We start from the raw sequence: 23,737 nt of genomic DNA on the forward strand, positions 1-23,737 counted from the left end.
CGGCGAGAGGGAATGCACACTCATCTCTCACGCTCGCCCCTCTGCGTTCCTCTCAGCCCTCGCTCTTTCCCCTCGCTCCCCGCTCCTTCTCACCGCCGATAGCGGCGCAGCACCTCGACCACTCTCGCTCCCGGCAGCCCATACACCCGGGTGTGATTCACGCCTTCCATCGTCTCTGCCGCGAGCAGCGCGTTGATGATCGCTTCCTCGGTGGCCTGCACCGTCGCGGTGAAGAGCGGGGAGATGCTGGCGTTGGAGAGCATGGTGAGCCGCGTGCTGTCGGTGGCCATCGCCGTGTTGGGATTGGCCGTCGAGAAGGCGATGAAGATGTCGCCCGACCCGTTCGACGCGAATCCGCCCACGCGGCCGATGCCGAGCGAGACGCGCGTGGCGATGCGCTTGAGCTGGTGCGGGAGGAGCGGCGCGTCGGTCGCGACCACGGCGATGATCGAGCCGAGCTCGGTCGGTTCCACGGAGTCGTCGCGCGGGGATCCCGCCGAACCCGGCGGACAGCGGCGGCGCCCACGCGCTTCGTCGTCCGCCGTGCGCGGGAGATCGCCGGCGGTGCATGACGCCAGGTCGGTGATCTCCTGGCCCACCGGCACACCGGCGATCATGAGGTTCCGCTGGTTGCCGAAGTTGCACTGGACGAGCACGCCGACAGTGTAGCCGCCCTGCTCGGGCGGCAGCTTCCGCGACGCGGTGCCGATGCCGCCCTTGAAGCCGAGGCAGATCATGCCGGTCCCGCCGCCGACCGCGCCCTCGAGCACCGCCCCGCCGCGCGCGGTGGTGATCGCCTCGCGCACATGCTCGGGCTTCACGTGGAAGCCGTTGATGTCGTTGAGCGAGCCGTCATAGGTCTCGGCCGCGACGGGGAGGCCCCACGGCTGCAGGCCCGGCGTGCCCACCTGCCACTGCAGGATCCCGTCGCGCACCACGCCGACGCTGCTGGTGTTGGTGATGCCGATCGGTCCTTCGAGGATACCACCCTCCTGGAGCCAGGTGGTGCCGGTCATCTCGCCGTTGCCGTTGAGCGTGAACCAAGCCCCGAAGACGGGATCGTTGGACGCCCGCCCGCGCGGATGCACGATGGTGACCCCGGTGCGCACCGGCCCGACACCGACGACGAGCGGTCCCGCCGCCCCGCGGATGATCGTCGAGTGCCCGACCTCGACCCCCGCGACGTCGGTGATCGCGTCGAGCACCCCCGCATTCCCCCCGATGAGCGGCGTGATCCCGAGATCACGCGCCCGCGGCTTCGCCGCCTGAGCCTGCACGGCGGTCGCCACGAGCACCAGCGCGATGGCGGCCCTCCACAGCCCGCGCATCACGCGACCGCCAGGATCGCCTTCCGCACCCGTTCCACCAACTCCCCGATCTGCGACTCCGAGATGATCAGCGGCGGCGACAGCGCGATGATGTCCCCGGTGGTCCGGATCAGCAGATCCTGCTCGAAGAACGCATTCACGAACACGTCGAACGCCCGCATCGCCGGCGCCCCGGCACGCGGCTCGAGCTCGATCCCGCCCACCAGCCCGAGATTCCGCACGTCGATCACCGGCCCCACCCCGCGCAGCGTGTGCAACGCCTCCTCCCACACCCCGGCGACCGCGGCCGCGCGCGTGAGCAGCCCTTCCTTCGCATACAGGTCCAACGTCGCCAGCCCCGCTGCCGCCGCGAGCGGGTGCCCGCTGTACGTGTACCCGTGGAAGAACTCGATCCCCTTGGGCGTCGCGTTCACCACGGTGTCGTAGATCGTCCCCGACACCGCCGTCGCGCCCATCGGCACCGCCGCGTTGGTGAGTCCCTTCGCGACCGTCAGCATGTCCGGCGTCACGCCGAAGAACTGCGCGGCGAAGGGCGCGCCGAGCCGTCCGAACCCCGTGATCACCTCATCGAAGATCAGCAGGATCCCGTGCGCATCGCAGATCGCGCGCAGCTTCTGCAGGTACCCCACCGGCGGGATCAGCACACCCGTCGAGCCCGCCACCGGTTCCACGATCACCGCCGCGATCGACCCGGCGCCGTGCTTCGCGATCACGCCCTCCAGCGCCTCGGCGAGGTTCGCCCCGTGCGCCGGCATGCCGCGCGAGTAGGCGTTCTTCGCGAGGTCATGCGTGTGCGGGATGTGATCGACGCCGGGCAGGAGCTGCGCGCTGAAGGCCGCCTTGTTGGGTGCGATCCCGCCGACCGAGATCCCGCCGAATCCCACGCCGTGGTAGCCGCGTTCGCGCCCGATGAACCGCGTCCGCCCCGGCTCCCCGCGCGCGATGTGGTAGGCGAGCGCGATCTTGAGCGCGCTGTCCACCGCTTCCGACCCCGAGTTCGAGAAGAACACATGGTCGATGCCCGCGGGCAGGATCCCCTTGAGCGCATTGGCGAGCTGGAAGCTCGCGGGATGCCCCATCTGGAAGGCCGGGGCGAAGTCGAGGGTCGCCGCCGCCTTCGCGATCGCCTCGACGATGGGCGCGCGACAGTGCCCCGCGTTCACGCACCAGAGTCCGGCGGTGCCGTCGAGGATCCGGCGGCCGTCATCGGACGTGTAGTGCATGTCCTTGGCGCCCACGAGCATGCGGGGGCGCGCCTTGAACGCCTTGTTGGCGGTGAACGGCATCCACAGCGCGTCGAGCGCCGGGTCATGGGCCGCGATGGGCGCGGAGGCGGGGAGGGTCGTCATGCGGGGAAGATGGCCCGGCCTCGGACCCACCGGAAGCCGAACGGCGTTCCCGGCCGCGCGGGCCGCAACGACGAAGCGCCCGGTCCTGGGACCGGGCGCTCGGTTCGACGATGTGCATCGCGAGTGGCCAGGGGCGGAATCGAACCGCCGACACGCGGATTTTCAGTCCGCTGCTCTACCATCTGAGCTACCTGGCCAGAGTCTGGAAACCTAAGGGTGGCACTGCCATCCGCCAACCCCTTGGTGCCGGACGACTTGCCTCCTTCCACACTCGCCGGCCGGGCTCCTCGCCGTGCCGCCCCCCTGAGCGATTCCACACGAGCTATCTTCGACCAGACCTCAGCCCAACCCACATGCTGCGAACACTGCTCGCCGCCTGCCTCCTTGCCGCCCCTATCGTGGGCACCGCGCAGGGCGCCCCCCTGCGCGTCCCCGCCACCGTCGACACGCTCCCCAACGGCCTCACGCTCATCGTCCACGAGGACCCCAGTGTCCCCGTCGTGACGACCAACGTCTGGTTCCACGTCGGGTCCGGGGACGAGAAGGTCGGGCGCACCGGCTTCGCGCACCTCTTCGAGCACCTGATGTTCATGGGATCGAAGAACGCGCCGTATCCGCAGTTCGATCGCCTCCTCGAGGCCGCCGGGGCCAACAACAACGGCTCCACCAACGGCGACCGCACCAACTACTACGAGTCCGGCCCCACGAGCGCGCTCCCGCTCATGCTCTGGCTCGAGGCCGACCGCCTCGGCTGGCTCCTGGAGACCATGGATGGTCCCAAGGTCGACCTCCAGCGTGACGTCGTGAAGAACGAGCGGCGGCAGAGCTACGAGAACCAGCCGTATGGGCTCGCGTTCGAGAACCTCATGCCCGCGCTCTATCCGGCGGGCCATCCCTACTCATGGAGCACCATCGGCTCCATGACCGACCTGTCCGCCGCGTCGCTCGAGGATGTGAAGGACTTCTTCCGCACCTACTACGCGCCCAACAACGCGACGATCGTCGTCGCCGGTGCCGTGAAGGCCGATTCGGTGCGGCAGCTCGTGCGCGCGATGTTCAGCGAGATCCCGCGCGGCCCGGCCATCACGCGGCCCGCACCGGCGCCGTTCGCCGTGCGCGACACCGTCATCGTCCTCGAGGACCGGGTCCAGCTCCCGCGCGTCTATCTGGCGTGGCACGGCGTGAAGGAGTTCTCCGCGGACGACGCCGCCCTCGACATCGCGGCCTATGTGCTCAGCGGAGCCCGCAATTCCCGGCTCACGCAGGCCCTCGTGTACGACCGGGAGCTCGCCACGAACGTCAACGCCTTCAACTCATCCAAGCGGCTCGACGGCGACGTGCAGGTCGTGGCCACCGCGCGTCCCGGCGTCGGACTCGACACGCTCCAGCGGGTGATCGACAGCGAGCTCCGGCTGCTCGCCACCCGCGGGCCGAACGCCCGCGAGCTCGAGCAGGCCCGCAACGCCATCGAGGCCCAGTTCCTCCAGCGTCTCGAGTTCTCGTCCGCCAAGGCCGACCAGCTCAACGCCTACTTCTACGCCCACGGCACCCCGGACTGGTTCCAGCAGGACCTCGAACGCTACCGTCGCGTCACCGCTGCCGACGTGCAGCGCGTCGTCCGGAAGTATCTCCTCGGCGAGCGCGTCACCTTGAGCGTCGTGCCGCAGGGCAAGACCGGACTCGCCGCCACGCGGAGGATCGTCCAGTGATCCACCGCTCCCTCGCCTCCGCCCGCCTCATGCGTTCCCGTGCGTCGTTCGCCACCGTCACCGCGGTCCTCACGCTCCTGCCGCACGCGGCGTCGGCGCAGCAAGCGGCCTTCGACCGCACCCGTCCGCCCGCCCTCGGCGCCACGCCCGTGCTCACGGTCCCGACCGTCACCGAACGCCGGCTCCCCAACGGCCCCGCACTGAAGGTCGTGGAACACCGCGAGCTGCCGCTCGTGCAGGTCACGCTCACGGTCGCCGGCGGTGCCCGACTCGACCGCGACATGCCAGGCCTCGCGAGCTTCGCCGCGAATCTCCTCGACGAGGGCGCCGGTCGGCGTGACGCGAATGCGCTCCAGTCCGAACTCGCGTTCCTCGGGGCCTCGCTCTCCACGAGCGCCAACTGGGACGTGACCACCATCTCGCTCAAGGTCGCCAAGCGGAACCTCGATGCCGCGCTCGACCTCATGGCCGATGTGGTCCTCCGGCCCGCCTTCTCCGCCGCCGAGGTGCGCCGCCAGCGCGACCTCCGTCTCGCCTCGCTCATGCAGGCCAAGGACCAGCCGGGCACGCTCGCCGGCCTCGCCTTCAACCAGGCGCTCCACCCGGACGGTCATCCGTATCGCGCCGCACTCGGGGGCGACTCCATGTCCACTGCGCGTCTCGACTCCGCCACGGTCCGAGCGTTCTACGAGGGCAGCATCCGCCCCAATCGCGCCACCTTCTACGTGGTCGGGGACATCAGCGCCGACGAGGCCGAAGCGGCGCTCGGCAAGCGCTTCGCCGCGTGGCGCACCAGCGGCCCCGAGCGCCGGCCCGCCCCGGTGCTCGCGGCGGCCGCCAAGCCGCAGGGCCTCCAGCTCATCCTCGTCGACAAGCCCGGTGCCGCCCAGTCCATCATCACCGTCGGGACCACCGGCGTCGAGCGCACCAGCGCCGACCTCGCGGCCATCGAGGTCATGAACACGATCCTCGGCGGGTCGTTCTCCTCGCGCCTCAACTCCAACCTGCGCGAGACGAAGGGCTACACGTACGGGATCAGCTCGGGATTCGCGTATCGCCCGCTCGCCGGACCGTTCACCGTGAGTTCGGCCGTCCGCACCAACGTCACCGACAGCGCCCTCGTCGAGATCTTCAAGGAGCTCACGGCCATCCGCGATGTGCCGGTGAGCGCGGATGAGCTCGCGCGCGCCAAGGCCTACCTCGCGCTCGCCATCCCCGGCGACCTCGAGAGCACGTCGCAGATCGCCAGCGAACTCGCGTACCTCGCCAACTGGAACCTGCCCGTGAGCTGGCTGCAGGAGTACGTCACGCGGATCGAGCAGGTCACCGCCGCCGACGTGCAGCGCGTCGCACGGCAGTTCCTCCCGGCCCAGCAGGGCTACATCGTCGTCGTCGGTGATCTCGCCAAGGTCCGCGCGGGCATCGAGGCGCTGCGCCTCGGCCCCGTCACGGTGCGCGAGGTCGGCGCCATCGCCCGCGAATGACCGCACCGCGCGCCTTCCGCGTCGCGCTCCAGGGTGAGCTGGGCTCGTTCAGCGACGAGGCCATCCAGCAGCTCTGGGGCGAGGAGGCGGAACGCCTGCCGTATCGCGATTTCGCGGATGTCACCGCGGCCGTCGCGGCGGGCATCGCCGACCGCGGCGTGCTGCCGATCGAGAACACCATCGTCGGCTCGATCGCCGGCAGCCACGATGCGTTGAGCGACCTCGCGGGCTTCCATGCGGTCGCCGAGACGGTGGTCGCGGTGCATCACTGCATCCTCGCCGCGCCGGGCACGCCGTTCGACGGCATCACCTCGGTGCTCAGCCACCCGGTCGCGCTCGCGCAATGCGGGCTCTTCTTCGCGGAGCAGCCGCAGATCCAGGTGCACGCGGTCTACGACACCGCGGGCGCGGCGATGGACGTGTCGCGCATCGCCGATCCCACGGTCGCGGCGGTCGCGAGCCGCCGCGCCGCCGCCCACTACGGCCTCGAGGTCGTGCGCGCCGACATCGAGGATCGCCCCGACAACCAGACGCGCTTCATCGCCATCGCGCGAGAGGCGGTGCCCATCGAGCGCGGCACACCCGCGCGCACGATGATGAGCTTGCGGACCGCCGACACCCCGGGCGCACTTCTGCGCGCCCTCACGCCGCTCGCCGAGCACGGCGCCAACATCCGGCGTCTCGAGTCGCGCCCCACCGGTGAACCGTGGACGTACCGGTTCTACATCGAGTTCGACCACGAGGCCGGCGATCCCGCCGCCGACGCGGTCGTGCGCGACATCATCGCCAACAGTCGCGACGCGCGCTTCCTCGGCACCTATCCGCGCTGGAACCCCGGCCGTCGTGGCAGCGTGGGCTGGAAGCGCACGTAGCGCCCGGCGCGTATCGGCCGGGCCCTCGCGTCACGCCGGGCGGCGATACTCCGCGCTGATCACCGACTTGAGCCCGCCGCGCACGTTGAAGTCACCGACCACCTTGAGCGACTTCGGCCGCACCTTGGTGGCCAGGTCGTCGAGGATCCGGTTCACCACGCGCTCGTAGAAGATCCCGTCATTGCGGAAGCTCCAGAGATAGAGCTTCAGGCTCTTGAGCTCGATGCACTCGGCGCCCGGCACGTATGTGATGTTGATCGTCGCGAAATCCGGCGCGCCGCCCTTGAGCAGCGCGAGCTCCGCCGCGTCGGTCTCGATGCCGCCGAGCGGGCAGAGCGACGTGAACTCCGGCGTCGTCATGAAGATCTCGTAGTCCCGGTCGGGATACGGATTGGGGAACGTCTCGAGCAGTTCGGGCTGCGGCATGAGCGGATGGGAAGGTGAGGGCCGCGATGGCGGCGCCGGGCGCTCAGCGATCGCGGAGGCGCCGGGAATGATCATCGAGGACGCGGCGTTCCTCGTCGGTGAGCCGGTCGATCCCCTGCGCGGAGATCTTGTCGAGGATCGCGTCGATCGTCGGCGCGGGCGACGGAGGCTCCACCTTGGCGCGGCGGCGCGGGGCGGCACGACGCGCGGCCGCCGCATTCGTGCGGGAGACGACGTCGTCGATCGACTCGCGCTCGCGGGACCGGGAGCGCGGCATCGACTTCGGCACCGCGCGTGGCGGTTGGTCCTCGGGCGGTTCGTCGGGCAGCGCGGAGACGCCCTCGCGGAAGCGCTCCACCGAGAGCACCGGGGTCGCGCGCACGAACACCCAGGCCGTCGCCACGCCGCCCAGGTGCGCGAGGAACGCGAGGCCACCACCATCGCCCGACCGCAGGCCCACGAGCAGGATCATCGCGCCGACGATCGCCGTGAGCCAGCGTCCCGACACCTCGAATCCGCCCGCGGTGCCATGCTTGTCCGAACCCCAGCGGAGCGCGTATCCCGCCAGCGAAGCGAAGGCCGCGCCCGACGCGCCCAGCAGCAATGCGTCGCTCCCCGAGAGGAGTTGGAGCATCCAGCCGCCGAGCCCTGCGAGCGCGAGGAACACCGCGAAACGCCGCGCACCCCACCACGCCTCCAGCCGCGAGCCGAACAACGCGATCGCATACGCATTGAGCAACAGCAACGACAGGTCTCGGTGCACCAGCGGGAACGTCAGTGTCGTCCACCACCGCCCCGACTCCAGGTCGGCGCGACGGAAGCCGAGCACCGCCTGCACGTCGGCCGGCAGCACGACCGTCCACTGCAGGAACTCCACCGTGAGGAGCAACGCCACCGTCCATGCGACCACGCGGGGCAGTCGCGGCATCCGCGAGCGCCCCGGGTCCGGCATGGTCGGCAGCGACGCCCCGGCCATCGCCTATCGCAGCCCCGTCGGCGGCGGCAGGCGGAGGCCCAGCCGGGTGTCGGCGTGCGCGGCGACCGCCTGTTCCAGCACGCTCGCCCACCGCCGGTCGAGGACGTTGTACGCGTCCGGCGACTGGTACGGATGGATCACCACCTGGGTCTCCGCGCTCACGGCGTGCACCTCCTGCACGAGCCGCAGCAGCTGCGAGTCCGGCGTGTCCTCCTTGGCGACCAGCACCAGGGCATGCGCGCACTTGGCGGCCGCCGCCACGCCGATCGTCTGGATCGCGCGGTCGAACGAGGCCTCCCCGCCGCCGAACTCCACCGTCACCTGCACCATCGCGAGGAACGGGAGCAGTTCGTCCAGCGCCTCCGGCCGCTGCCCGTCGGTATCGAGCATCACCGGCAGCTTCGGCTTGGAGGCCGTGAAGGCGGAGAGCAGGAAGGGCACGCTCCCCAAGGGATCGCGTCCGCCGATCACGATCGAGTGGAACACCGACCGCGACTGCTGGCGGTCCAGTTCGCGGGTGAGCGCCGAGGCGATGTACATCGTCGCCGTCTCCGCTTCGCCGGCGAAGCGCACGAACAGCTGGCGCCGTCCGGCCCACGGCCCGAGGGACTGCACGCCCGCCGGCACGCCCGCGAGCGCTGCGGCCACCACCGTTGCCACGTCGTTCATCCGTTCTCTCCGTTCAGTCGTCGAGTGCCGCGCGCGCGATGCGCTCGCACAACTCGGGGAAACCCACGCCATCGGCCTGCGCCGCCTGCGGCACCAGGCTCGTTCCGGTCATGCCCGGGAGCGTGTTCGCTTCCAGGCAGTAGAGCCCACCATCCGGATGCAGGCGGAAGTCGATCCGCGCGCATCCGCCCAGCTTGAGCGCCTCGTACGCCACGCGGGCGAGGCGCTTCGTCTCGTCGCGCACCGGGTCCGGGAGCGGCGCGGGGAAGAGTTCCTCCGCCATCCCGGCCGTGTACTTGCACTCGTAGTCGTAAATCTCGTGCTTGGGGATGATTTCGCCAACCGGCATCACCCAGTCGCCGAGGATCCCCACCGTCAGTTCCCGCCCCGGAACATAGGTCTCCAGCATCACCTCGTCATCGTGCGCGAACGCCTGCGCGATCGCCGCCCCGAGCTGCTGGGTCGCTTTCACGATGCTGAGCCCCACCGTCGACCCCTGCTTCGACGGCTTCACCACGATCGGGAGTCCGAGCGCTGTCACCGCGCGCTCGGCATACGCCGGTGTCTCCCAGTCCCGCGGATCCCCCGCGCGCACCATCCACCAGTCCGCCGTCGGCACCCCCGCCGCGCGGAAGACGATCTTCGACAGGTCCTTGTCCATCGCGAGCGCGCTCGCCAGGTGTCCACTGCCGGTGTACGTGACCCCCGCGAGGTCGAACATCGCCTGGATCGTCCCGTCCTCGCCCGCGCCGCCATGCAGGGCCATCCAGACCACGTCCGCCGCCCGGGCCGCCGGCAGCACCGCGAAGGCATCACCCGACGGGTCGGCCTCCGTCACCTCGTGCCCCCGCGCGCGCAACGCGGCCGCCACGCGGCCGCCACTCGACAGTGACACCTCGCGCTCGGACGAGTCGCCGCCCTTCAGCAGCAGGATCCGCAACGCCGACATCTCAGCGCGCCATCAGGAACTGGAGGAGATCCGACCGCGTCAGGATCCCCTGCACCGTCCCATGCTCGCGCACGAGCACCGCCGGGTTGTTGCGACCGAGCATCTTCACGGCCGCGTCCACCGGCATCGCCACGTCCACCACCGGGAACGGATGGTCCATCACGTCCGCCACCGAGCGCTCGAGCACCTTCGTGTCCTCCAGCCCGCGCACGCTCAGCACGCTCTCGCTCACCGAGCCCACGCACGCCGCCCCATCCATCACCGGCAGCTGCGACACGTTGTGCAGGCTCATCAACCCGAGCGCCTGGCGCACCGACGCGCCGGGGATCGTGCTCACCAGCGCGGGGATCTCACCGCCCTTCGCCGCGAGCAGCTGCCCGAGCGTCATCTTCTCGGCGTCGAGCATCTGGTTCTCGCGCATCCATTCGTCGTTGAACACCTTCGAGAGATACCGCTCGCCGGTGTCGCACAGCACCGTGACCACGCAGGCCTCGGGATCATTGATCCGCCGCGCCACGCTCAGCGCCGCGTGCGCGATCATCCCCGCCGAGCCGCCGACGAAGAGCCCCTCCTCGCGCGTGAGCCGGCGCGCCATCGCGAAGGCATCGCGGTCGCTCACGCTCTGGTACTCGTCGATCACGCTCATGTCCATCGTGCCGGGCACCTTGTCCTGCCCCACGCCCTCCACCTTGTAGGGCGCGCCCTGCGGCTTGTTCGCCCCGTTCGAGCGCCACACCTCGGCGAGGATCGATCCCACCGGGTCCGCGCCCACGATCTGCACCTTCGGGTTCTTCTCCTTGAGGTACTTCCCCGTGCCGCTGATGGTGCCGCCCGTCCCGGCGCCCGCCACGAAGTGCGTGATCCGGCCGCCGGTCTGCTCCCAGAGCTCCGGGCCGGTGGTCTCGTAGTGCGCCTTCGGGTTGGTCATGTTGTAGAACTGGTTCGCGAGCACCGCGTTCGGCGTCTCGCTCGCGATCCGCTTCGCCATCGACGTGTAGCTGTCCGGGTGCTCGGCCGGCACCGCCGTCGGCGTGATGATCACCTCGGCGCCGAACGCCTTGAGGAGCCGCACCTTCTCCTGGCTCATCTTGTCCGGCATCGTGAAGATGCACTTGTAGCCCTTGAGCGCCGCCGCGAGCGCGAGGCCCACACCGGTGTTGCCGCTCGTCGCCTCCACCACCGTCCCGCCCGGCTTGAGCTGGCCTGTGCGCTCGAACTCCTCGATCATCGGCAACCCGATGCGGTCCTTCACGCTCCCGCCGGGATTGAAGAACTCCGCCTTGCCGTAGACCGGCGTCCGGATCCCCTGCGTCACCCGCGAGAGACGGATGAGGGGCGTCCACGCGATCGTCTCGAGGACGTTCGCGTAGGGCTGGCGGTGGCGCGTGTGGTCGGTCATGGCCGTGAGGGGGAAGATGGGAGGAGGGAACTCAGGAGCGGCCGCGCGCCTCGGCGGCGAGATCCGCGAGGAGCGAGAGGGCTTGCAGCGGGGTGAGCGCGTTGGGGTCCACGCCCTTGAGACGCTCGACGAGCGGGTCGGTGACGGCGAAGAGGCCGAGCTGGTCGGTCGGCGCACTCGGCGTCGCGCGGCGGGCCGTCCCGCCCACCCCGCCGAGCGCGGGGACGAGCTGCTCCCCCTCGAGCACGCGCAGCAACGCGCGCGCGCGCGCGATCACCGGGGCCGGGAGCCCCGCCAGGCGGCCGACCTCGATCCCGTAGGACCGGTCCGCGCCCCCCGGCTTGAGCCGATGCAGGAAGAGGATCCGCTCCCCGGCCTCCTGCACCGCGACATTATAGTTCCGAACTGATACGAATTCGTCCGCGAGCTGCGTGAGCTCGTGGTAGTGCGTCGCGAAGATCGTCTTGCACCCCACGCGCTCGTGCAGGTGCTCGCTCACCGCCCACGCGATGGAGAGCCCGTCCCAGGTGGCCGTGCCGCGGCCGATCTCGTCCAACAGGACGAGGCTCTGCGCCGTCGCCGTGTGCAGGATCGCGCTCGTCTCGCTCATCTCCACCATGAACGTCGACTGTCCGCGCACGAGGTTGTCGCTCGCCCCCACGCGCGTGAAGACGCGGTCGGCCACGCCCACCCGCGCCGACGCGGCCGGCACGTAGCTCCCCATCTGCGCCATCAGGACGAGCAGGCCGATCTGCCGCAGGATCGTGCTCTTGCCGGCCATGTTCGGGCCCGTGAGGATGATCATGCGCGCGTCGGGCGTGAGCGTGACGTCGTTCGGGATGAACTGGTCGCGCGGCATCATCCGCTCCACCACCGGATGCCGCCCGCGCACGATCTCCAGCGCCGGCCCGTCATCGACCACCGGCCGCACGTACCCTTCGCGCGCCGCCACCTCGGCCAGTGCGGCCAGCACGTCGAGCTCGGCGCACCGGCGCGCGATCGCCTGGAGCCGCGTCACCTGCGCCCCCAATCGCGCGCGCAGCGCCTCGAAGAGCTCGCGCTCGAGCGTCTCCATCCGCTCCGTCGCGTGCAGGACCTTCTCCTCGAACTCCTTCAGCGCCGGGGTGATGTAGCGCTCCGCGCCCGTCAGCGTCTGGCGACGCTGGTAGTCCGCCGGCACGAGGTCCTTGTTCGCGTTCGTGATCTCGATGTAATACCCGAAGACGCGATTGTACCCGACCTTGAGCGACGTGATGCCCGTGCGCGCGCGCTCCTCCGCCTGCAGCGCGGCGATCGCATCCTTCCCTCCCGTCGCGACGGCGCGCAGGTCGTCGAGGGTCGCATCCACTCCGGGCGCGATCGTCTCGCCGTCGCCGAACGCGAGCGGGGGACGCGCCACGAGCGTGCGCGCGATCTCCGCGGCCAGTTCCGGCGCGTCATCCCACGAGGCGGCGAGTGCCGCGAGTGTGCCGCCCACGCCGGTGCGCCGCAGTGCGGCGATGACCTCGGGGAGCCGCGCGAGTGAGTCGCCGAGCGCCCGGACATCGCGCGGCGTCGCGCGGCCGGCCGCCGTGCGTCCCGCGAGACGCTCGACGTCCCGCACGCCGTCGAGCGCCTCGCGCAGCGCGGCCCGTGCCAACGCGTCGGTGAACAACGAGGTCACCGCGTCGAGTCGTGCCGTGATCGCCCCCACCTCGGTCAACGGGGCGAGGATCCACTGCCGCAGCGCCCGCGCCCCCATCGGCGTCTGCGTCCGGTCGAGGACGCCGAGCAACGTGCCGCTCGTGTCGCCGGTGGCGCGCAGCGATTCGGTGAGTTCGAGGTTGCGGCGCGTCATCTCGTCGAGCGGCATCGTGCCGCCCGGTCGCTCCACGATCGGCCGCGCGAGGTGGGGCAGTCCGCCCGGCTGCAATTCGCGCAGGTAGCGCAGCAACGCGCCGGCGGCACCCACCGCGACGGCATCGGCCGCGCCGATCCCGAACCCCTCGAGCGATTGGACCGCGTACTGCGTGGCGAGCGCGTCCTCGGCGAGGGCCGGCTCGAACTCCCACGCCTCGCGCACCGTGAGCAGGGCACCGCTCGATGCCGCCAACGTCTCCGCGAGCGCCGCGGCGCCCGTCGTGCGGCCATCCGTCGCTCCTGCGACGATCACCTCGCGCGGGGCGAGCCGCGCGAGCGACGCGTCGGCATCGCCCGCGAGACAGCGGACCAGGCGCAGTTCGCCCGTCGAGAGATCCGCCGCCGCGATCCCCACCTCGCCACCCAACGCGTGGAGCGCGCAGAGATAGTTGTTGCGCCCGACATCCAGGAGGTCGTCGCTGAACGCCGCGCCCGGCGTCACCGTCTCGATCACGGCACGCTTCACGATCCCCTTCGCGAACCGCGGATCCTCGATCTGCTCGCAGATCGCCACCCGGTGTCCCTGCTGCACCAGGCGACGCAGGTACTCCGAGGCCGCCTTCACCGGCACGCCGGCGAGCGGCACTTCCGTCGCGCCGCCGTTGTTCCGCGAGGTCAACGTGAGGTCCAGCGCGCGCGACGCCACCTCGGCGTCCTCGTAGAACATCTCGTAGAAGTCGCCCATCCGGAAGAACAGGATCGCGTTGGGATGCCGCGCCTTGATCTCCCGGTACTGCGCCATCAACGGCGTCGCGCTGCCGCTGCTCACCCGCGCGGCGCCTCGACCAGGAACCCGTCGCTCTTCTCGCGCGTCTTGTAGCGCTCGAGGGCCGCGGCCGCCGCCGCACGGGTCGGGAACATCCCGAATCTCACGCGGAACGGCGCGGCGGTGCCGTCCACGCGCGCATCGTAGCCCCGCTCGCGCAGCTTCCGCACGAGGGCGTCCGCCTCCGCGCGTGTGCGGAGCGCCGCCGTCTGCACGGACCACATCGGCGCCGCGCTCGGGCGCGGCAGCGGCGGCTTCGCGGCGATCGGTGCGCTGTCGCGGGCTGGCGCGTTCGCCGGTGGCGGATTCGCCGGCGCAGGCGCGGTGGTGGGCGCGGGCGTGGGCGCGACGGAGGTCGGGGCCGGCGCCGCGGTCGGATCCGGACAGCCGCGCAGCAGGTACTCGTACTGGTTCTCGAGCTCGAGCGCGCCGGCGCGCACCAGCGGCCGACCGCCGCGCAGCACGGTGCAACCGGCGTCGCGGTCCCCGCGCTCCATCAACAGGCGTCCCTGCCAGAGGCCCGCCTCGCCCCGCGCGGGTGAGTCCGGTGCCTCGCGCGTCAGTCGCTCCAGGTAGCGGATCGCCGCCTCCCGGTCGCCGCGCGCCGACTCGCCCTGCGCGAGCCGCAGCATCGCGTCCCCCGCGCGCGGTGACCGGTCGTGCTCGAGCATCACGCGCAGATAGTCGCGTTGCGCCGATTCCCACGACTCGGCGAGCGTCGCGCGCCAGAACAGCGCATCGGCTTCGGCGCTCGACCCCGGCTCGGCCGCGTTCACGAGCGAGTCCATCAGCGCACGCCCGTCGGCCCCCTGGCCGTCGGTCACGAGTCGCTGCGCCCGGCGATACGCCGCCTGCAACGAGTCGGCGCGCGTCGGCGCGGCCGCCTGTCCCTGCGCCACGCGGGCGACGATGAGCAGCGCGAGCAGCGCGCGCGCGACGGTCGAGAGCATCGGTCGCTTCCTCAGGCAGCCCGCCGGCGTGCGGCCGGCGGCGTGATCGCGAGCAGGAGCGAGGTCACGATCTGCGCCTCGCTCGAGACCTTCGTGTCCTTGAGCGCGGTATCCGCCGCCAGCAAGTGCGGCAACGCGTGCTCGATGTCCGCCGCATTCCACTTGGGAACGGCACGAGCCCAGCATTTCACCGCATCGCCCCAAGCGCGGCCGGTGTAGATGCCGCCGCCTTCCTTCAGCAACGTGAAGAACTCGCTCTCGAGTCGCCCTGCCGCGAGGCCGCGCGCGCGCGCCGCCACGCCCCAACCGATCGCGAGGGTCTGCGCCGTGAGCGCGAGCACGACCTGCACCCCGTTCAGCTTGGGCGTCATGAACACCTCGTCCACGATCGCGATCGCGCGCGTCGTCTCGCGCATCGCGGCGAGATCGAGCAGGTCGGCGAGCGTGTGCCCCGGCCGCACGCCCGTGACGGCTTGCACCGCGTCGGGACCGATGGGCTTGCCATCCGTGTATGCGGCCAGCTTCTGCAGTTCGCCGCTCAGCAGCGCGAGGTCGTTCCCGGTGTAGCTCGCGAGCAGGGTCGCCGCCTCGGGCAGGATCGTCGTCCCGCAGGCCTTCGGCGCCTCGAGCGCGAGCCACTGCTGCAGCTCTTCGTCGGTGAGGGCGCGGAACTCGAGCGCGCTCGACGACTTGAGGAGGTCCGCCGGCGGCTTCGCACCGCCGGGCACCACCAGCACCAGGCAGGTGTCGCTCGCCGGCTTCTCCACGTGGCGCGTCAGCCGCTCGAGCGCCGGCTTCTTCAGCGCCTCCGGGTCGCGCAGGATCACCACGCGCCGGTCGGCGAGCATCGGCAGTGCCTCGAGGGCACCCGACAGGCGCGCCACATCGCACTCCGCGCCGCGCAGCTGTTCGAGGTTGAAGTCCCGCGTGGAGGGATCGGTCGCCGCGGCGATCAACGCCCGGACCTTCTCCTCCTTCAGGAAGTCATCCGTGCCGTGGAACAGGTAGACCGGGTCCAGGCGGCCGCTCTCGAGCGCCGACTTGAACGCCTTCATCGTCACGGGTGCCATACGGCCGGAATATAGCGGCCGAGGCACGCGGCCGAGGCTCCGCGGCCAATCGCGCATCCAGTGTGGCGCGGAAGCCGGGCGAGGCACGCATCGGTCGCCGGTGCCGCGCGAGCAACAACCCGGCGCGGACGAGGCGATCGTACTCGCCACACCCGGCACAGGTATCGGCGTGCGCGCGCATCGCGGTGGTGCGCGCAGGGCACGCCGCGCCGTCGAGCCAGGCGAGATGCTGGGAGCGGAACTCGGAGCAGCGCATCGGTGGGGGACCGTGCTGGGGTGGGGCCGGGAATGCGAAACGCCCCCCCGATACCCCGGGGGGACGTTCCACGTTCCGGCCTGCGTGCCGTCGGAGGTCCCACCCCCCTGCCGGCGACCCTTACCGCAGGGCCGGCTCGATGATCTCGGCGAACGAGCTGCGGGCGCGGTTCAGGCGCGACTTCACGGTCCCGAGGTTGCAGTGCGTGATCTCGGCGATCTCCTCGTAGGAGCGCCCCTCGAGTTCGCGCAGCACGAACACCTCGCGATGGTGCTGCGGCAGCTGCGCGACCGTCTGCTCCACCAGCGTGCGCACATGGCGCTTGCGGAAGAGGTCGTCCGGACGCGACTGCGTGTCCTCGAACTCCAGCGGGCGCTCCTCGTCCTCCCAGCCCGAGGTCATCGTCTGGAAGAGCACGATCGGATTCCGCGAGCGGTTGCGCAGCTCGTTCTTCGCGAGGTTCGACGCGATCGTGTAGATCCAGGTCGAGAACTTCTTTGACCGGTCGAAGCGCGCCAGGTGACGATGCACGCGGATGAAGACCTCCTGCACGAGGTCCTCGGCGCGCTCGCGGTCACCGACGGTCCGGTAGATGAAGTTGAGCAGCCGACCCTGGTAGCGATCGACGAGCGCGTCGAATGCGCGCGTCTGACCGATCAAGTATTCGGACACCAAAACGCCATCATCAAGCGTCTTGAGATCGTTGAGCGTCCGGAATTGGATGCGCTTTGCGTTCGACTTCACTGCGGCGGTCCCCATGTGCTCCTCCAACGGCTGTGGAGTACGGTGGCCATTCCCCGATGACTACTGAAGCAGGGGACATGCCACCCCATGAGGCTCTGTAAGTCGTTGATAATCAACGACTTCATCAGCACATAATCTGACACTGTGTCCCGTTATTCGGAGAATGGCGTCCGAAAATGGGGACGCTACCGGCCGGCGCGGAACCCTGCAGCGAACAGGAGACCGATCATCGTCTTCGCATCGGTGATCTCTCCCACCTCGATCCGCCGCAGCGCCTCGCTCAATGGCACCGTGACCACTTCGATGAACTCGTCCGCCTCGTGCGCCGTCTCCCCCCGGGTCAATCCACTCGCCAGGAAGATGTGGATCTTCTCGTTCGTGAAGCCGGGCGTCGTCCAGAACGTCGTCAGCGGCTCCATCGACGTCGCCGTGCAGCCGGTCTCCTCCAGCAGCTCGCGATGCGCACAGGTGAGCGGCGCCTCGTTCGCCTCGAGCCGGCCGGCCGGGATCTCGAAGAGCTTCCCGCCGGTAGCATACCGGTACTGATGGATGAGCAGCACCTGCGGGTCGTCGCCGCGCGGGTCACTCAGGAACGGCACCACCGCCGACGCCCCCGGATGATGGATGAGCACCTGCTCGCCCGTCGAGCCGTCCGGATACCGCACGCGGTCCAGCTGACCGTCGAGGAACTTGTGCTGGAACAGGGGCCGTCCATCCACGCGACCGATCGTCTCACTCATGGCGCCTCCGCCGGGTCATCCTCGCTCGCATGGCGCTCCACCGGGGCGATCCCGAGCGCCGCGAGCGGTCCCTCGATCACCGCTGCATCCCCGACCGCGAGCACGAGGGCACGCGCCGGATCGAGATGGGCACGCGCGGCCGCGAGCACGTCATCGGGCGTGACGGCGCGGATCCGCGCGCGATACGTCGAGAACCACTCCGCCGGCAACCCGAACATCGTCGCGCCGGCCAGCGCCCCCGCCACCGCGGCGGTCGTCTCATACCGGATCGGGAAGACCCCGGCCAGGTACTCCGTCGCGAGCGACACCTCGCTCGCGGTCGGCGCCGCCGTGCGCATCGCGTCGATCTCGCGCAGGATCTCCACCACGGCGCGATCCGTCACCTCGCTCTTCACCGCGGTGCTCACCACGAACGGCCCCGCGCCGCGCCGCCAGTCGTAGCCGGACGACGCCCCGTACGTGAACGCGTGCCGCTCGCGGAGATTCAGGTTGATGCGCGACGAGAAGAGCCCGCCGAGGATCCCGTTCATCACCACGATCGGCAGGTAGTCCGGGTGCGCGCGCGGCACACCGATATGTCCCACGCGCAGTTCCGACTGCGGTGCCTCCGCCTTCTCCACGACCACGAGCCGACGTCCCTCGCGCGCCGCGCGTGGCGCCGGCATCGGCGCGGGCGCACGGCCTCCCGTCCACCCGCCGAACGCCTGCTCGGCGAGGCGCTGGGCGGCCTCGGGCGTGATGTCTCCCACGACCACCACCGTCGTCGTGCGCGGCCCGTAGTGCGCGGCATGGAACGCCCGCACCGCCACGGCGTCGAGGCCGGCCACGCTGTGCGCCGTGCCCGCGAGATCGCGCGCATAGCGGCACTCGCGCGCGTGGAGGAAGCCGCTGAAGCGTTCGTCCGCCAACCCGCGCGGCTCGGCCAGCTGCTGCGCGAGTTCGGCGAGGCGCTCGTCACGCCGCCGCGCGACATCAGCCTCGGGGAAGGTCGGCTGCGTCAGCACCGCGGCGAAGAGCGCGAAGGCCGCCTCGAGCCGCGACCGCGTCACGGTGAGGCGGGCAAGACTCGAATCCCAGTCCGCTGATCCGTCGAATGCGGTCCCGAGCGACTCGAACCGCGCCGTGAGCGTCGCGCCGTCGAGCGCGCCGGCGCCCTCGGCGAGCGTGCGTGCCGTGAGCGTCGCGATCCCCTCCCGCCCCGTCGCCTCGGTCGCCGCACCGGCATCGACGAGCGCGAGCACGGTCACCAGCGGCAACCGCGGCATGGGCGCGACGACGAGGCGGAGCCCGTTCGCGAGCGCGTGCCGGTGCACGGCCGGGAACTCGTACGGACGCGCGGTCCCCGGTGACGGACGGGCCGGCGCGCTCATGCCGCCACCCCGGCCACCGCGCGCGGGACGTACAGGAGCGAGGCCCGGTTCGTCGGCTGCAATCGCGCGCGCGCGAAGTCCACCATCGCGTCCACCCCCACCGCCGCATGACGCGCCGGTTCGTCGTTGACGAGCGCCGCGTCCCCTCTATAAGTAGCGAACTGAGACAATTTATCCGCTCGCGACCCGACCGACTGGATCCCCGACACCCACGCCGTTTCGTACAGCGCCAGCGCGCGCGCCCGCTCCCCCGCCGTCACGCCATCGCGGAGCAGCCGATCGATCTCCGCGACGACCGCCGCCTCGAGCGTCGCCGCCGCGACACCCGGTCTCGCGGTCACATCGCACACGAGCAGGTCGCTTCCCTTGGCGAGATCGAACGTGAACGCCGTGGCCTCCGATGCGAGTTGCTGCTCCCGCACCAGGGCGCGGGAGAGCCGGCTTCCCTCGCCGGTACCGAGCACCGCGCCCAGCAGGCTCGCGGCATACCACGCGTCGTCGCCGGCCGGCGGGATCCGGAAGGCGAGGAAGAGGCGGGGCGCCACCACCGCATCCTCCACCACCTCGCGCTTCCACTCGCCGAACGTCGGCGGGAGCGTCATGTCCGGCAACGGCGGCCGACCGGCGCCGCGCGGGATCGCACCGAACTGCCGCTCCACCATGGCGCGAGCCGTCGCCTCGTCGAAGTCGCCGCAGACGGTGAGTACCGCGTTGTCCGGCGTGTAGTACGTGCGGAAGAACTCCGCCACGTCGTCGAGGCTCGCCGCCGTGAGATGCTCCATCGACCCGATCAGCGAATGGTGGAACGGATGCGCGGGCGGGAAGCAGAGCGCGGGCAGTCGCTCCCACCAGGTGCCGTACGGCTGGTTGTCGACCGACCAGCGCCGCTCGTTCTTCACCACGTCGCGCTGCGTGTCGAGCTTCTCCTGCGTCATCGCGGGTAGCAGGCGGGCCATCCGGTCGGCCTCGAGCCAGAGCGCGAGCTCCAGCTGGTGCGACGGCAGCGTCTCGTAGTAGTTCGTGCGGTCGAGCCACGTCGACCCGTTGAGCGTCCCGCCCGCCCGTTGCACGAGTTCGAAATGCTCGTTCGCCGCGACCTGCGCGCTCCCTTGGAACAGCATGTGCTCGAACAGGTGCGCGAAGCCCGTGCGCCCCTCGCGTTCGTTCGCCGAGCCCACATGGTACCAGAGGTTCACCGCGACGACCGGCGTCGCATGGTCGCGCGACAGGATCATGCGCAGGCCGTTGGGAAGTGTCGTGGTCTCGACCGGGATCCGCATCATCACCATTCCATGAGGAGCGCGAGCGGTGCCTTCACCGTCTCTGCGAGGAAGTATCCGGGTTGCCGACGGAGCTGCGACAGGACCCCTTCCGCCGGGCGCGCCGGCGAGGTCCGCACCGACAGTCCGTGGTGCCGCGCGGACGTCCACGCGCGGAACAGGTGGAACCCGTCCGAGACCACCACGGCGCGGTCCATCTCCCGCGAGTGCAGGAGCAGCGCGACCGCCCGCATGGACTGATGTGTCGTGCGCCCTTCGTTCTCGAGCAGGATCGCCGAGTCCGGCACGCCCTGGCGCATGACGTACGTGCGACTGACCGCCGCTTCACTCGCGGTATCGCCCTCGGCGATCCCGCCCGTGAGCACCAGGCGCGGGGCGATGCCGCGCGCGAAGAGACCCACCGCGTGGTCCAAGCGCGCCCGCAACACCGGCGACGGGCGCCCCCGGTACTGCGCGGCCCCGAGGACGACGATCGCGTCCGTCGGGCGGGCCCGGTCGCGCGACGCGAACCAGAGCACCAACCCGGCCGAGGCCATCCAGCACACCGCGAGCGCCGCGAGCGTGACCAGGACGACGCGGCGGGCCCGGGAACGGGAGGGGGGTGCGAGCATCGGCGGAAGCTACCGAGCCGCCAGCGGCGGCGGTACGGTCAGTGACCGAGCGCGAGCAGCGCGAGGGCGAACGCGTCCAGCTCCGCATCGAGTTCCGCTGGCAACGCGGTCCGTTCGTGAGTCGTCGCCGAGACCACACCATCGAGATGGCGCAGGAGCAACCGCCCCAGCAGCGCGGCGGGCACCCGCGGGACGAGATGCACGCCGGTCAAGACCGCGCTTGCGAGCAGCGTCGCCGCACCCTCGCGCGCGGCACCGACGGCACGGAGCATCTGCAGGTCGACCTCCGTCTCGAGGGCGAGCGCACCGAGCAGCGCGAGCTCACCACGCGCCACCTCGTCCCGCACGAGCAGGCGCCACGCGTCCAGCGCGTCGGGCGCGGTCGCCGCCTGCCGCAGGCGCGCCACGCTTTCCGATCCGAGCATCCGCACCACCGCCCCGAGGAGCAGAGGCTTCCCCGCGAAGTGATAGAGCAGCAGCGACTTGCTCACGCCCGCCGTGCGCGCGATCGCCTGCAGGCTCAGCGCCCCGACGCCCTCCGTCACCCCGAGCGTGACCGCGGCGCGCGTGATCCGCTCGCTCGCGTCAGCGCGTGACAACGTCGCCCGCCTCGGGGGCCGATGCCCGGATCCCGTGCGTCGCCAGCTCTTCCACGAACGCGTCCTGCGCCTCGCGTTCGCCGTGCACCAGCAGCACGTCCCGCAGCCGCGGCGAGCTTGCGCGCACCGCATCGAGCCAGCGGCGGAGCTCCGTCCGGTCGGCATGCGCGCTGTAGCCGGAGAGCACCTCCACCTGCGCGCGCAGGGGGAGCTCGTCACCGAGCACCTTGATCGTCGGCTGACGCTCCATGATGCGGCGCCCCAGCGTGTGCTCGGCCTGGTAGCCGACGATCAGGATCGTCGTGCGCGGATCGCCGGCGCTGTGGGCCAGGTGATGGAGGATCCGACCCGACTCCACCATGCCGGACGCCGCGATCACGATCATGGGGCCGTGCCCGCGCATCGTCGCCTTCGAGTCCTCGACGTCCGGCGTGAACCGCAACTGGTCGAAGTCGAAGAGCGCCGTCAGGTCCGCCCCGTGGGCGCGCACCATCGGCTCGCTCTGGTCGAAGTCGCGCGTGTTGTCGCGGAACACCTCCGTTGCCTCGTGCGCCAGCGGACTGTCGATCACCACCGGCACGCGCGGGATGCGTCCCTCGTGCGTCAGTTGGTGCAGGTCGTACAGCAGCTCCTGCGTGCGCCCGACCGCGAAGGCCGGGATCAGCACACGCCCGCCGCGGGCCACCGTTTCCCGGATCACGCGCGCGAGTTCATCCCGCGCCCCGGCGACGCTCGTGTGATCGCGGTTCCCGTACGTCGACTCCATGAGCAGCGTGTCGACGTCCGTGACCGGCTCCGGGTCGCGGATGATCGGCAGTCCCGACCGTCCGATGTCGCCGCTGAAGCCGAGGCGGCGGCACGTACCGCCCTCCTCCCACTCGAGCGTGATCGACGCCGAGCCGAGGATGTGCCCCGCGTCGCTGAAGGTCGCGTGCACGCCCGGCACCACCTCGAAGCGCTCCCGGTAGCGGTGCGGCCGCATCTGCGTCAGCGTCGCCGAGACATCGCGCAGCACGTACAGCGGGTCGGCGGCCGTCTTGCGGTGGCGACGCAGGAAGTCCGCATCCTTCTCCTGGATGTGCGCCGAGTCGGCGAGCATCACCTCGCAGAGGTCCCGCGTGGCACCCGTCGCATGGATCTCGCCGCGGAATCCGGCCTTCACGAGGAAGGGAAGGCGACCGGCGTGGTCGATGTGCGCGTGCGACAGCACCACGGCATCGATCCGATCGACCGCATGCGGCACGCGCCGATTCTTCTCCGCCACCTCGGCGCGCCGCCCCTGGAACAGGCCGCAGTCGAGGAGGATCGTGCGCCCCAGCACGTGCACCAGATGGGCCGAGCCGGTCACCTCGCGCGCCGCACCGACGAACTGGAGTCGCATCGATCGTCTCCCGGTCGGGGGGCTCAGCGCTCCGACTCGGCGTCGCGCGCGAATACCACCGTGAGGCGCGCCCCGTCCTGTGTCATCATCTGCGGGGTCCAGCCGCCGCGGCTGCGCTCGTTGAGCAGGTCGGTCAACGCATCCTCGTCCTCGCGCTGGTGGCGAGCGAGCCGCAGGATCACCGCCTGATATTCTTTCATGTCCGAAATGATAGTAGCTTGTCGCGCATGCTGACCACCCCTGCGCTTCCGGGCCTCACCGTCGTCTCGCACCCGCTCGTGCAGCACAAGCTCGCGATCCTGCGCGACCAGGCGACACCGAAGAAGATCTTCAAGGAGCTCGTCGACGAGATCGCGATGCTCATGGCCTACGAGGCCACCGCTGACCTCGCGCTCGAACCGGTCGAGGTCGACACGCCGCTCGAGACCACGACCGGTCGCCGCGTCGCGGGCAAGAAACTCACGCTCGTCCCCATCCTCCGCGCCGGCCTCGGCATGGTCGACGGCATCCTCAAGCTCGTGCCGTCCGCGCGTGTAGGCCACATCGGCCTCTATCGCGACCACGACACGCTCAAGCCGGTCGACTACTACTTCAAGATCCCCGGCGACGGCGCCGAGCGCGACTTCTTCCTGCTCGACCCCATGCTCGCCACCGGCGGAAGCGCCGCGAGCGCGGTGACCTCGCTCAAGCGCGCCGGTGCTGTCCGGATCAAGTTCCTCTGCTTGGTCGCCGCGCCGGAGGGCGTGCGGAAGCTCCAGGCCGCGCATCCCGACGTTCCCATTTTCGCTGCCGCGCTCGACCGCGAATTGAACGAGAACGGCTATATCCTTCCCGGACTCGGCGACGCCGGCGACCGTCTGTTCGGCACGCGGTGACCAGGACTCACCCCTGCGGGGCGGTCCAGCAAGTG

General features: G+C 70.8%; 22 protein-coding genes and 1 tRNA gene. 4 read left to right on the plus strand and 19 right to left on the minus strand.

The window, feature by feature from the left end; translation table 11 throughout:
* Window positions 1-89: 89 nt before the first annotated feature.
* From IPJ78_05310 to IPJ78_05320, 3 genes are all read right to left on the minus strand, one after another.
* Window positions 90-1,328, minus strand: coding sequence for a P1 family peptidase (locus IPJ78_05310; GenBank protein ID MBK7905968.1), 1,239 nt, complete (start codon window positions 1,326-1,328; stop codon window positions 90-92).
* A complete protein-coding gene (locus IPJ78_05315; GenBank protein ID MBK7905969.1) occupies window positions 1,328-2,677 on the minus strand; it encodes an aspartate aminotransferase family protein in 1,350 nt (449 codons plus the stop codon). The genes IPJ78_05310 and IPJ78_05315 overlap by 1 nt, the downstream gene beginning before the upstream one ends.
* Before the next feature lie 124 nt (window positions 2,678-2,801).
* Window positions 2,802-2,874: transfer RNA gene (locus IPJ78_05320), tRNA-Phe, on the minus strand.
* Window positions 2,875-3,030: 156 nt separating this feature from the next.
* Here IPJ78_05320 and IPJ78_05325 point away from each other — a divergent pair.
* From IPJ78_05325 to IPJ78_05335, 3 genes are read left to right on the plus strand one after another with little or no spacing between them, the layout of a single operon-like run.
* Window positions 3,031-4,386, plus strand: coding sequence for an insulinase family protein (locus IPJ78_05325; GenBank protein ID MBK7905970.1), 1,356 nt, complete (start codon window positions 3,031-3,033; stop codon window positions 4,384-4,386).
* Window positions 4,383-5,870: an insulinase family protein gene (locus IPJ78_05330; GenBank protein ID MBK7905971.1), complete on the plus strand. Its 1,488-nt coding sequence runs from the start codon at window positions 4,383-4,385 to the stop codon at window positions 5,868-5,870. Before IPJ78_05325 ends, IPJ78_05330 begins: the two co-directional genes overlap by 4 nt.
* Entirely contained in the window at window positions 5,867-6,742 is an 876-nt protein-coding gene (locus IPJ78_05335) for an ACT domain-containing protein (protein ID MBK7905972.1), read from the plus strand. Before IPJ78_05330 ends, IPJ78_05335 begins: the two co-directional genes overlap by 4 nt.
* A 30-nt stretch (window positions 6,743-6,772) precedes the next feature.
* Here IPJ78_05335 and queF read toward each other — a convergent pair whose 3' ends face one another.
* From queF to IPJ78_05415, 16 genes are all read right to left on the minus strand, one after another.
* Window positions 6,773-7,168 carry an NADPH-dependent 7-cyano-7-deazaguanine reductase QueF gene (queF, locus tag IPJ78_05340; protein MBK7905973.1) on the minus strand — a complete coding sequence of 132 codons (396 nt, stop codon included), beginning with the start codon at window positions 7,166-7,168 and terminating at the stop codon, window positions 6,773-6,775.
* Between the two features lie 43 nt (window positions 7,169-7,211).
* Window positions 7,212-8,096, minus strand: coding sequence for a rhomboid family intramembrane serine protease (locus tag IPJ78_05345; protein ID MBK7905974.1), 885 nt, complete (start codon window positions 8,094-8,096; stop codon window positions 7,212-7,214).
* A gap of 51 nt (window positions 8,097-8,147) precedes the next feature.
* Window positions 8,148-8,813: a hypothetical protein gene (locus IPJ78_05350; protein ID MBK7905975.1), complete on the minus strand. Its 666-nt coding sequence runs from the start codon at window positions 8,811-8,813 to the stop codon at window positions 8,148-8,150.
* Window positions 8,814-8,826: 13 nt separating this feature from the next.
* Window positions 8,827-9,762 (minus strand): D-alanine--D-alanine ligase, encoded by a 936-nt coding sequence (locus tag IPJ78_05355; protein MBK7905976.1) that lies wholly within the window; start codon window positions 9,760-9,762, stop codon window positions 8,827-8,829.
* Between the two features lies 1 nt (window position 9,763).
* The gene (locus IPJ78_05360) at window positions 9,764-11,161 is read right to left on the minus strand and encodes a cystathionine beta-synthase (protein MBK7905977.1); all 1,398 of its coding nucleotides are present in this window, start codon (window positions 11,159-11,161) and stop codon (window positions 9,764-9,766) included.
* Window positions 11,162-11,192: 31 nt separating this feature from the next.
* Entirely contained in the window at window positions 11,193-13,802 is a 2,610-nt protein-coding gene (gene mutS, locus IPJ78_05365; GenBank protein MBK7905978.1) for a DNA mismatch repair protein MutS, read from the minus strand.
* A 23-nt stretch (window positions 13,803-13,825) separates the two neighbouring features.
* Window positions 13,826-14,776, minus strand: a complete 951-nt coding sequence (locus tag IPJ78_05370) for an SPOR domain-containing protein (GenBank protein ID MBK7905979.1) — start codon at window positions 14,774-14,776, stop codon at window positions 13,826-13,828.
* Between the two features lie 11 nt (window positions 14,777-14,787).
* Window positions 14,788-15,846, minus strand: coding sequence for a DNA polymerase III subunit delta (gene holA, locus IPJ78_05375; protein ID MBK7905980.1), 1,059 nt, complete (start codon window positions 15,844-15,846; stop codon window positions 14,788-14,790).
* 376 nt (window positions 15,847-16,222) lie between these two features.
* On the minus strand, window positions 16,223-16,774 hold the full coding sequence (locus IPJ78_05380) for a sigma-70 family RNA polymerase sigma factor (GenBank protein ID MBK7905981.1): 552 nt from the start codon (window positions 16,772-16,774) through the stop codon (window positions 16,223-16,225).
* Between the two features lie 257 nt (window positions 16,775-17,031).
* On the minus strand, window positions 17,032-17,586 hold the full coding sequence (locus IPJ78_05385; GenBank protein ID MBK7905982.1) for an NUDIX hydrolase: 555 nt from the start codon (window positions 17,584-17,586) through the stop codon (window positions 17,032-17,034).
* On the minus strand, window positions 17,583-18,956 hold the full coding sequence (locus IPJ78_05390) for an insulinase family protein (GenBank protein ID MBK7905983.1): 1,374 nt from the start codon (window positions 18,954-18,956) through the stop codon (window positions 17,583-17,585). Before IPJ78_05390 ends, IPJ78_05385 begins: the two co-directional genes overlap by 4 nt.
* Entirely contained in the window at window positions 18,953-20,245 is a 1,293-nt protein-coding gene (locus IPJ78_05395; protein ID MBK7905984.1) for an insulinase family protein, read from the minus strand. Before IPJ78_05395 ends, IPJ78_05390 begins: the two co-directional genes overlap by 4 nt.
* Window positions 20,239-20,847 (minus strand): YdcF family protein, encoded by a 609-nt coding sequence (locus IPJ78_05400; protein ID MBK7905985.1) that lies wholly within the window; start codon window positions 20,845-20,847, stop codon window positions 20,239-20,241. The genes IPJ78_05395 and IPJ78_05400 overlap by 7 nt, the downstream gene beginning before the upstream one ends.
* A gap of 38 nt (window positions 20,848-20,885) precedes the next feature.
* Window positions 20,886-21,446 (minus strand): helix-turn-helix transcriptional regulator, encoded by a 561-nt coding sequence (locus IPJ78_05405; GenBank protein ID MBK7905986.1) that lies wholly within the window; start codon window positions 21,444-21,446, stop codon window positions 20,886-20,888.
* On the minus strand, window positions 21,433-22,827 hold the full coding sequence (locus tag IPJ78_05410; protein MBK7905987.1) for an MBL fold metallo-hydrolase: 1,395 nt from the start codon (window positions 22,825-22,827) through the stop codon (window positions 21,433-21,435). The genes IPJ78_05405 and IPJ78_05410 overlap by 14 nt, the downstream gene beginning before the upstream one ends.
* Window positions 22,828-22,850: 23 nt before the next feature.
* The gene (locus tag IPJ78_05415; GenBank protein MBK7905988.1) at window positions 22,851-23,027 is read right to left on the minus strand and encodes a hypothetical protein; all 177 of its coding nucleotides are present in this window, start codon (window positions 23,025-23,027) and stop codon (window positions 22,851-22,853) included.
* A 27-nt stretch (window positions 23,028-23,054) separates the two neighbouring features.
* Between IPJ78_05415 and upp the strand changes: the two genes are divergently transcribed.
* Window positions 23,055-23,702 carry a uracil phosphoribosyltransferase gene (upp, locus tag IPJ78_05420; protein MBK7905989.1) on the plus strand — a complete coding sequence of 216 codons (648 nt, stop codon included), beginning with the start codon at window positions 23,055-23,057 and terminating at the stop codon, window positions 23,700-23,702.
* The last annotated feature ends 35 nt before the right edge of the window (window positions 23,703-23,737 follow it).

This window comes from Gemmatimonadota bacterium (assembly GCA_016714015.1).
Lineage (GTDB): Bacteria > Gemmatimonadota > Gemmatimonadetes > Gemmatimonadales > Gemmatimonadaceae > Pseudogemmatithrix.

Coding starts and splice junctions, on each gene's coding strand:
- IPJ78_05350 (MBK7905975.1), bottom strand. CDS start 8,813: ATGAACGACGTGGCAACGGTGGTGGCCGCAGCGCTCGCGGGCGTGCCG.
- IPJ78_05400 (MBK7905985.1), bottom strand. CDS start 20,847: ATGCTCGCACCCCCCTCCCGTTCCCGGGCCCGCCGCGTCGTCCTGGTC.
- IPJ78_05315 (MBK7905969.1), bottom strand. CDS start 2,677: ATGACGACCCTCCCCGCCTCCGCGCCCATCGCGGCCCATGACCCGGCG.
- queF (MBK7905973.1), bottom strand. CDS start 7,168: ATGCCGCAGCCCGAACTGCTCGAGACGTTCCCCAATCCGTATCCCGAC.
- IPJ78_05360 (MBK7905977.1), bottom strand. CDS start 11,161: ATGACCGACCACACGCGCCACCGCCAGCCCTACGCGAACGTCCTCGAG.
- IPJ78_05325 (MBK7905970.1), top strand. CDS start 3,031: ATGCTGCGAACACTGCTCGCCGCCTGCCTCCTTGCCGCCCCTATCGTG.
- IPJ78_05355 (MBK7905976.1), bottom strand. CDS start 9,762: ATGTCGGCGTTGCGGATCCTGCTGCTGAAGGGCGGCGACTCGTCCGAG.
- IPJ78_05385 (MBK7905982.1), bottom strand. CDS start 17,586: ATGAGTGAGACGATCGGTCGCGTGGATGGACGGCCCCTGTTCCAGCAC.
- IPJ78_05390 (MBK7905983.1), bottom strand. CDS start 18,956: ATGAGCGCGCCGGCCCGTCCGTCACCGGGGACCGCGCGTCCGTACGAG.
- IPJ78_05335 (MBK7905972.1), top strand. CDS start 5,867: ATGACCGCACCGCGCGCCTTCCGCGTCGCGCTCCAGGGTGAGCTGGGC.
- IPJ78_05310 (MBK7905968.1), bottom strand. CDS start 1,328: ATGCGCGGGCTGTGGAGGGCCGCCATCGCGCTGGTGCTCGTGGCGACC.
- upp (MBK7905989.1), top strand. CDS start 23,055: ATGCTGACCACCCCTGCGCTTCCGGGCCTCACCGTCGTCTCGCACCCG.
- IPJ78_05370 (MBK7905979.1), bottom strand. CDS start 14,776: ATGCTCTCGACCGTCGCGCGCGCGCTGCTCGCGCTGCTCATCGTCGCC.
- IPJ78_05410 (MBK7905987.1), bottom strand. CDS start 22,827: ATGCGACTCCAGTTCGTCGGTGCGGCGCGCGAGGTGACCGGCTCGGCC.
- mutS (MBK7905978.1), bottom strand. CDS start 13,802: ATGGCGCAGTACCGGGAGATCAAGGCGCGGCATCCCAACGCGATCCTG.
- IPJ78_05395 (MBK7905984.1), bottom strand. CDS start 20,245: ATGGTGATGATGCGGATCCCGGTCGAGACCACGACACTTCCCAACGGC.
- IPJ78_05345 (MBK7905974.1), bottom strand. CDS start 8,096: ATGCCGCGACTGCCCCGCGTGGTCGCATGGACGGTGGCGTTGCTCCTC.
- holA (MBK7905980.1), bottom strand. CDS start 15,846: ATGGCACCCGTGACGATGAAGGCGTTCAAGTCGGCGCTCGAGAGCGGC.
- IPJ78_05415 (MBK7905988.1), bottom strand. CDS start 23,027: ATGAAAGAATATCAGGCGGTGATCCTGCGGCTCGCTCGCCACCAGCGC.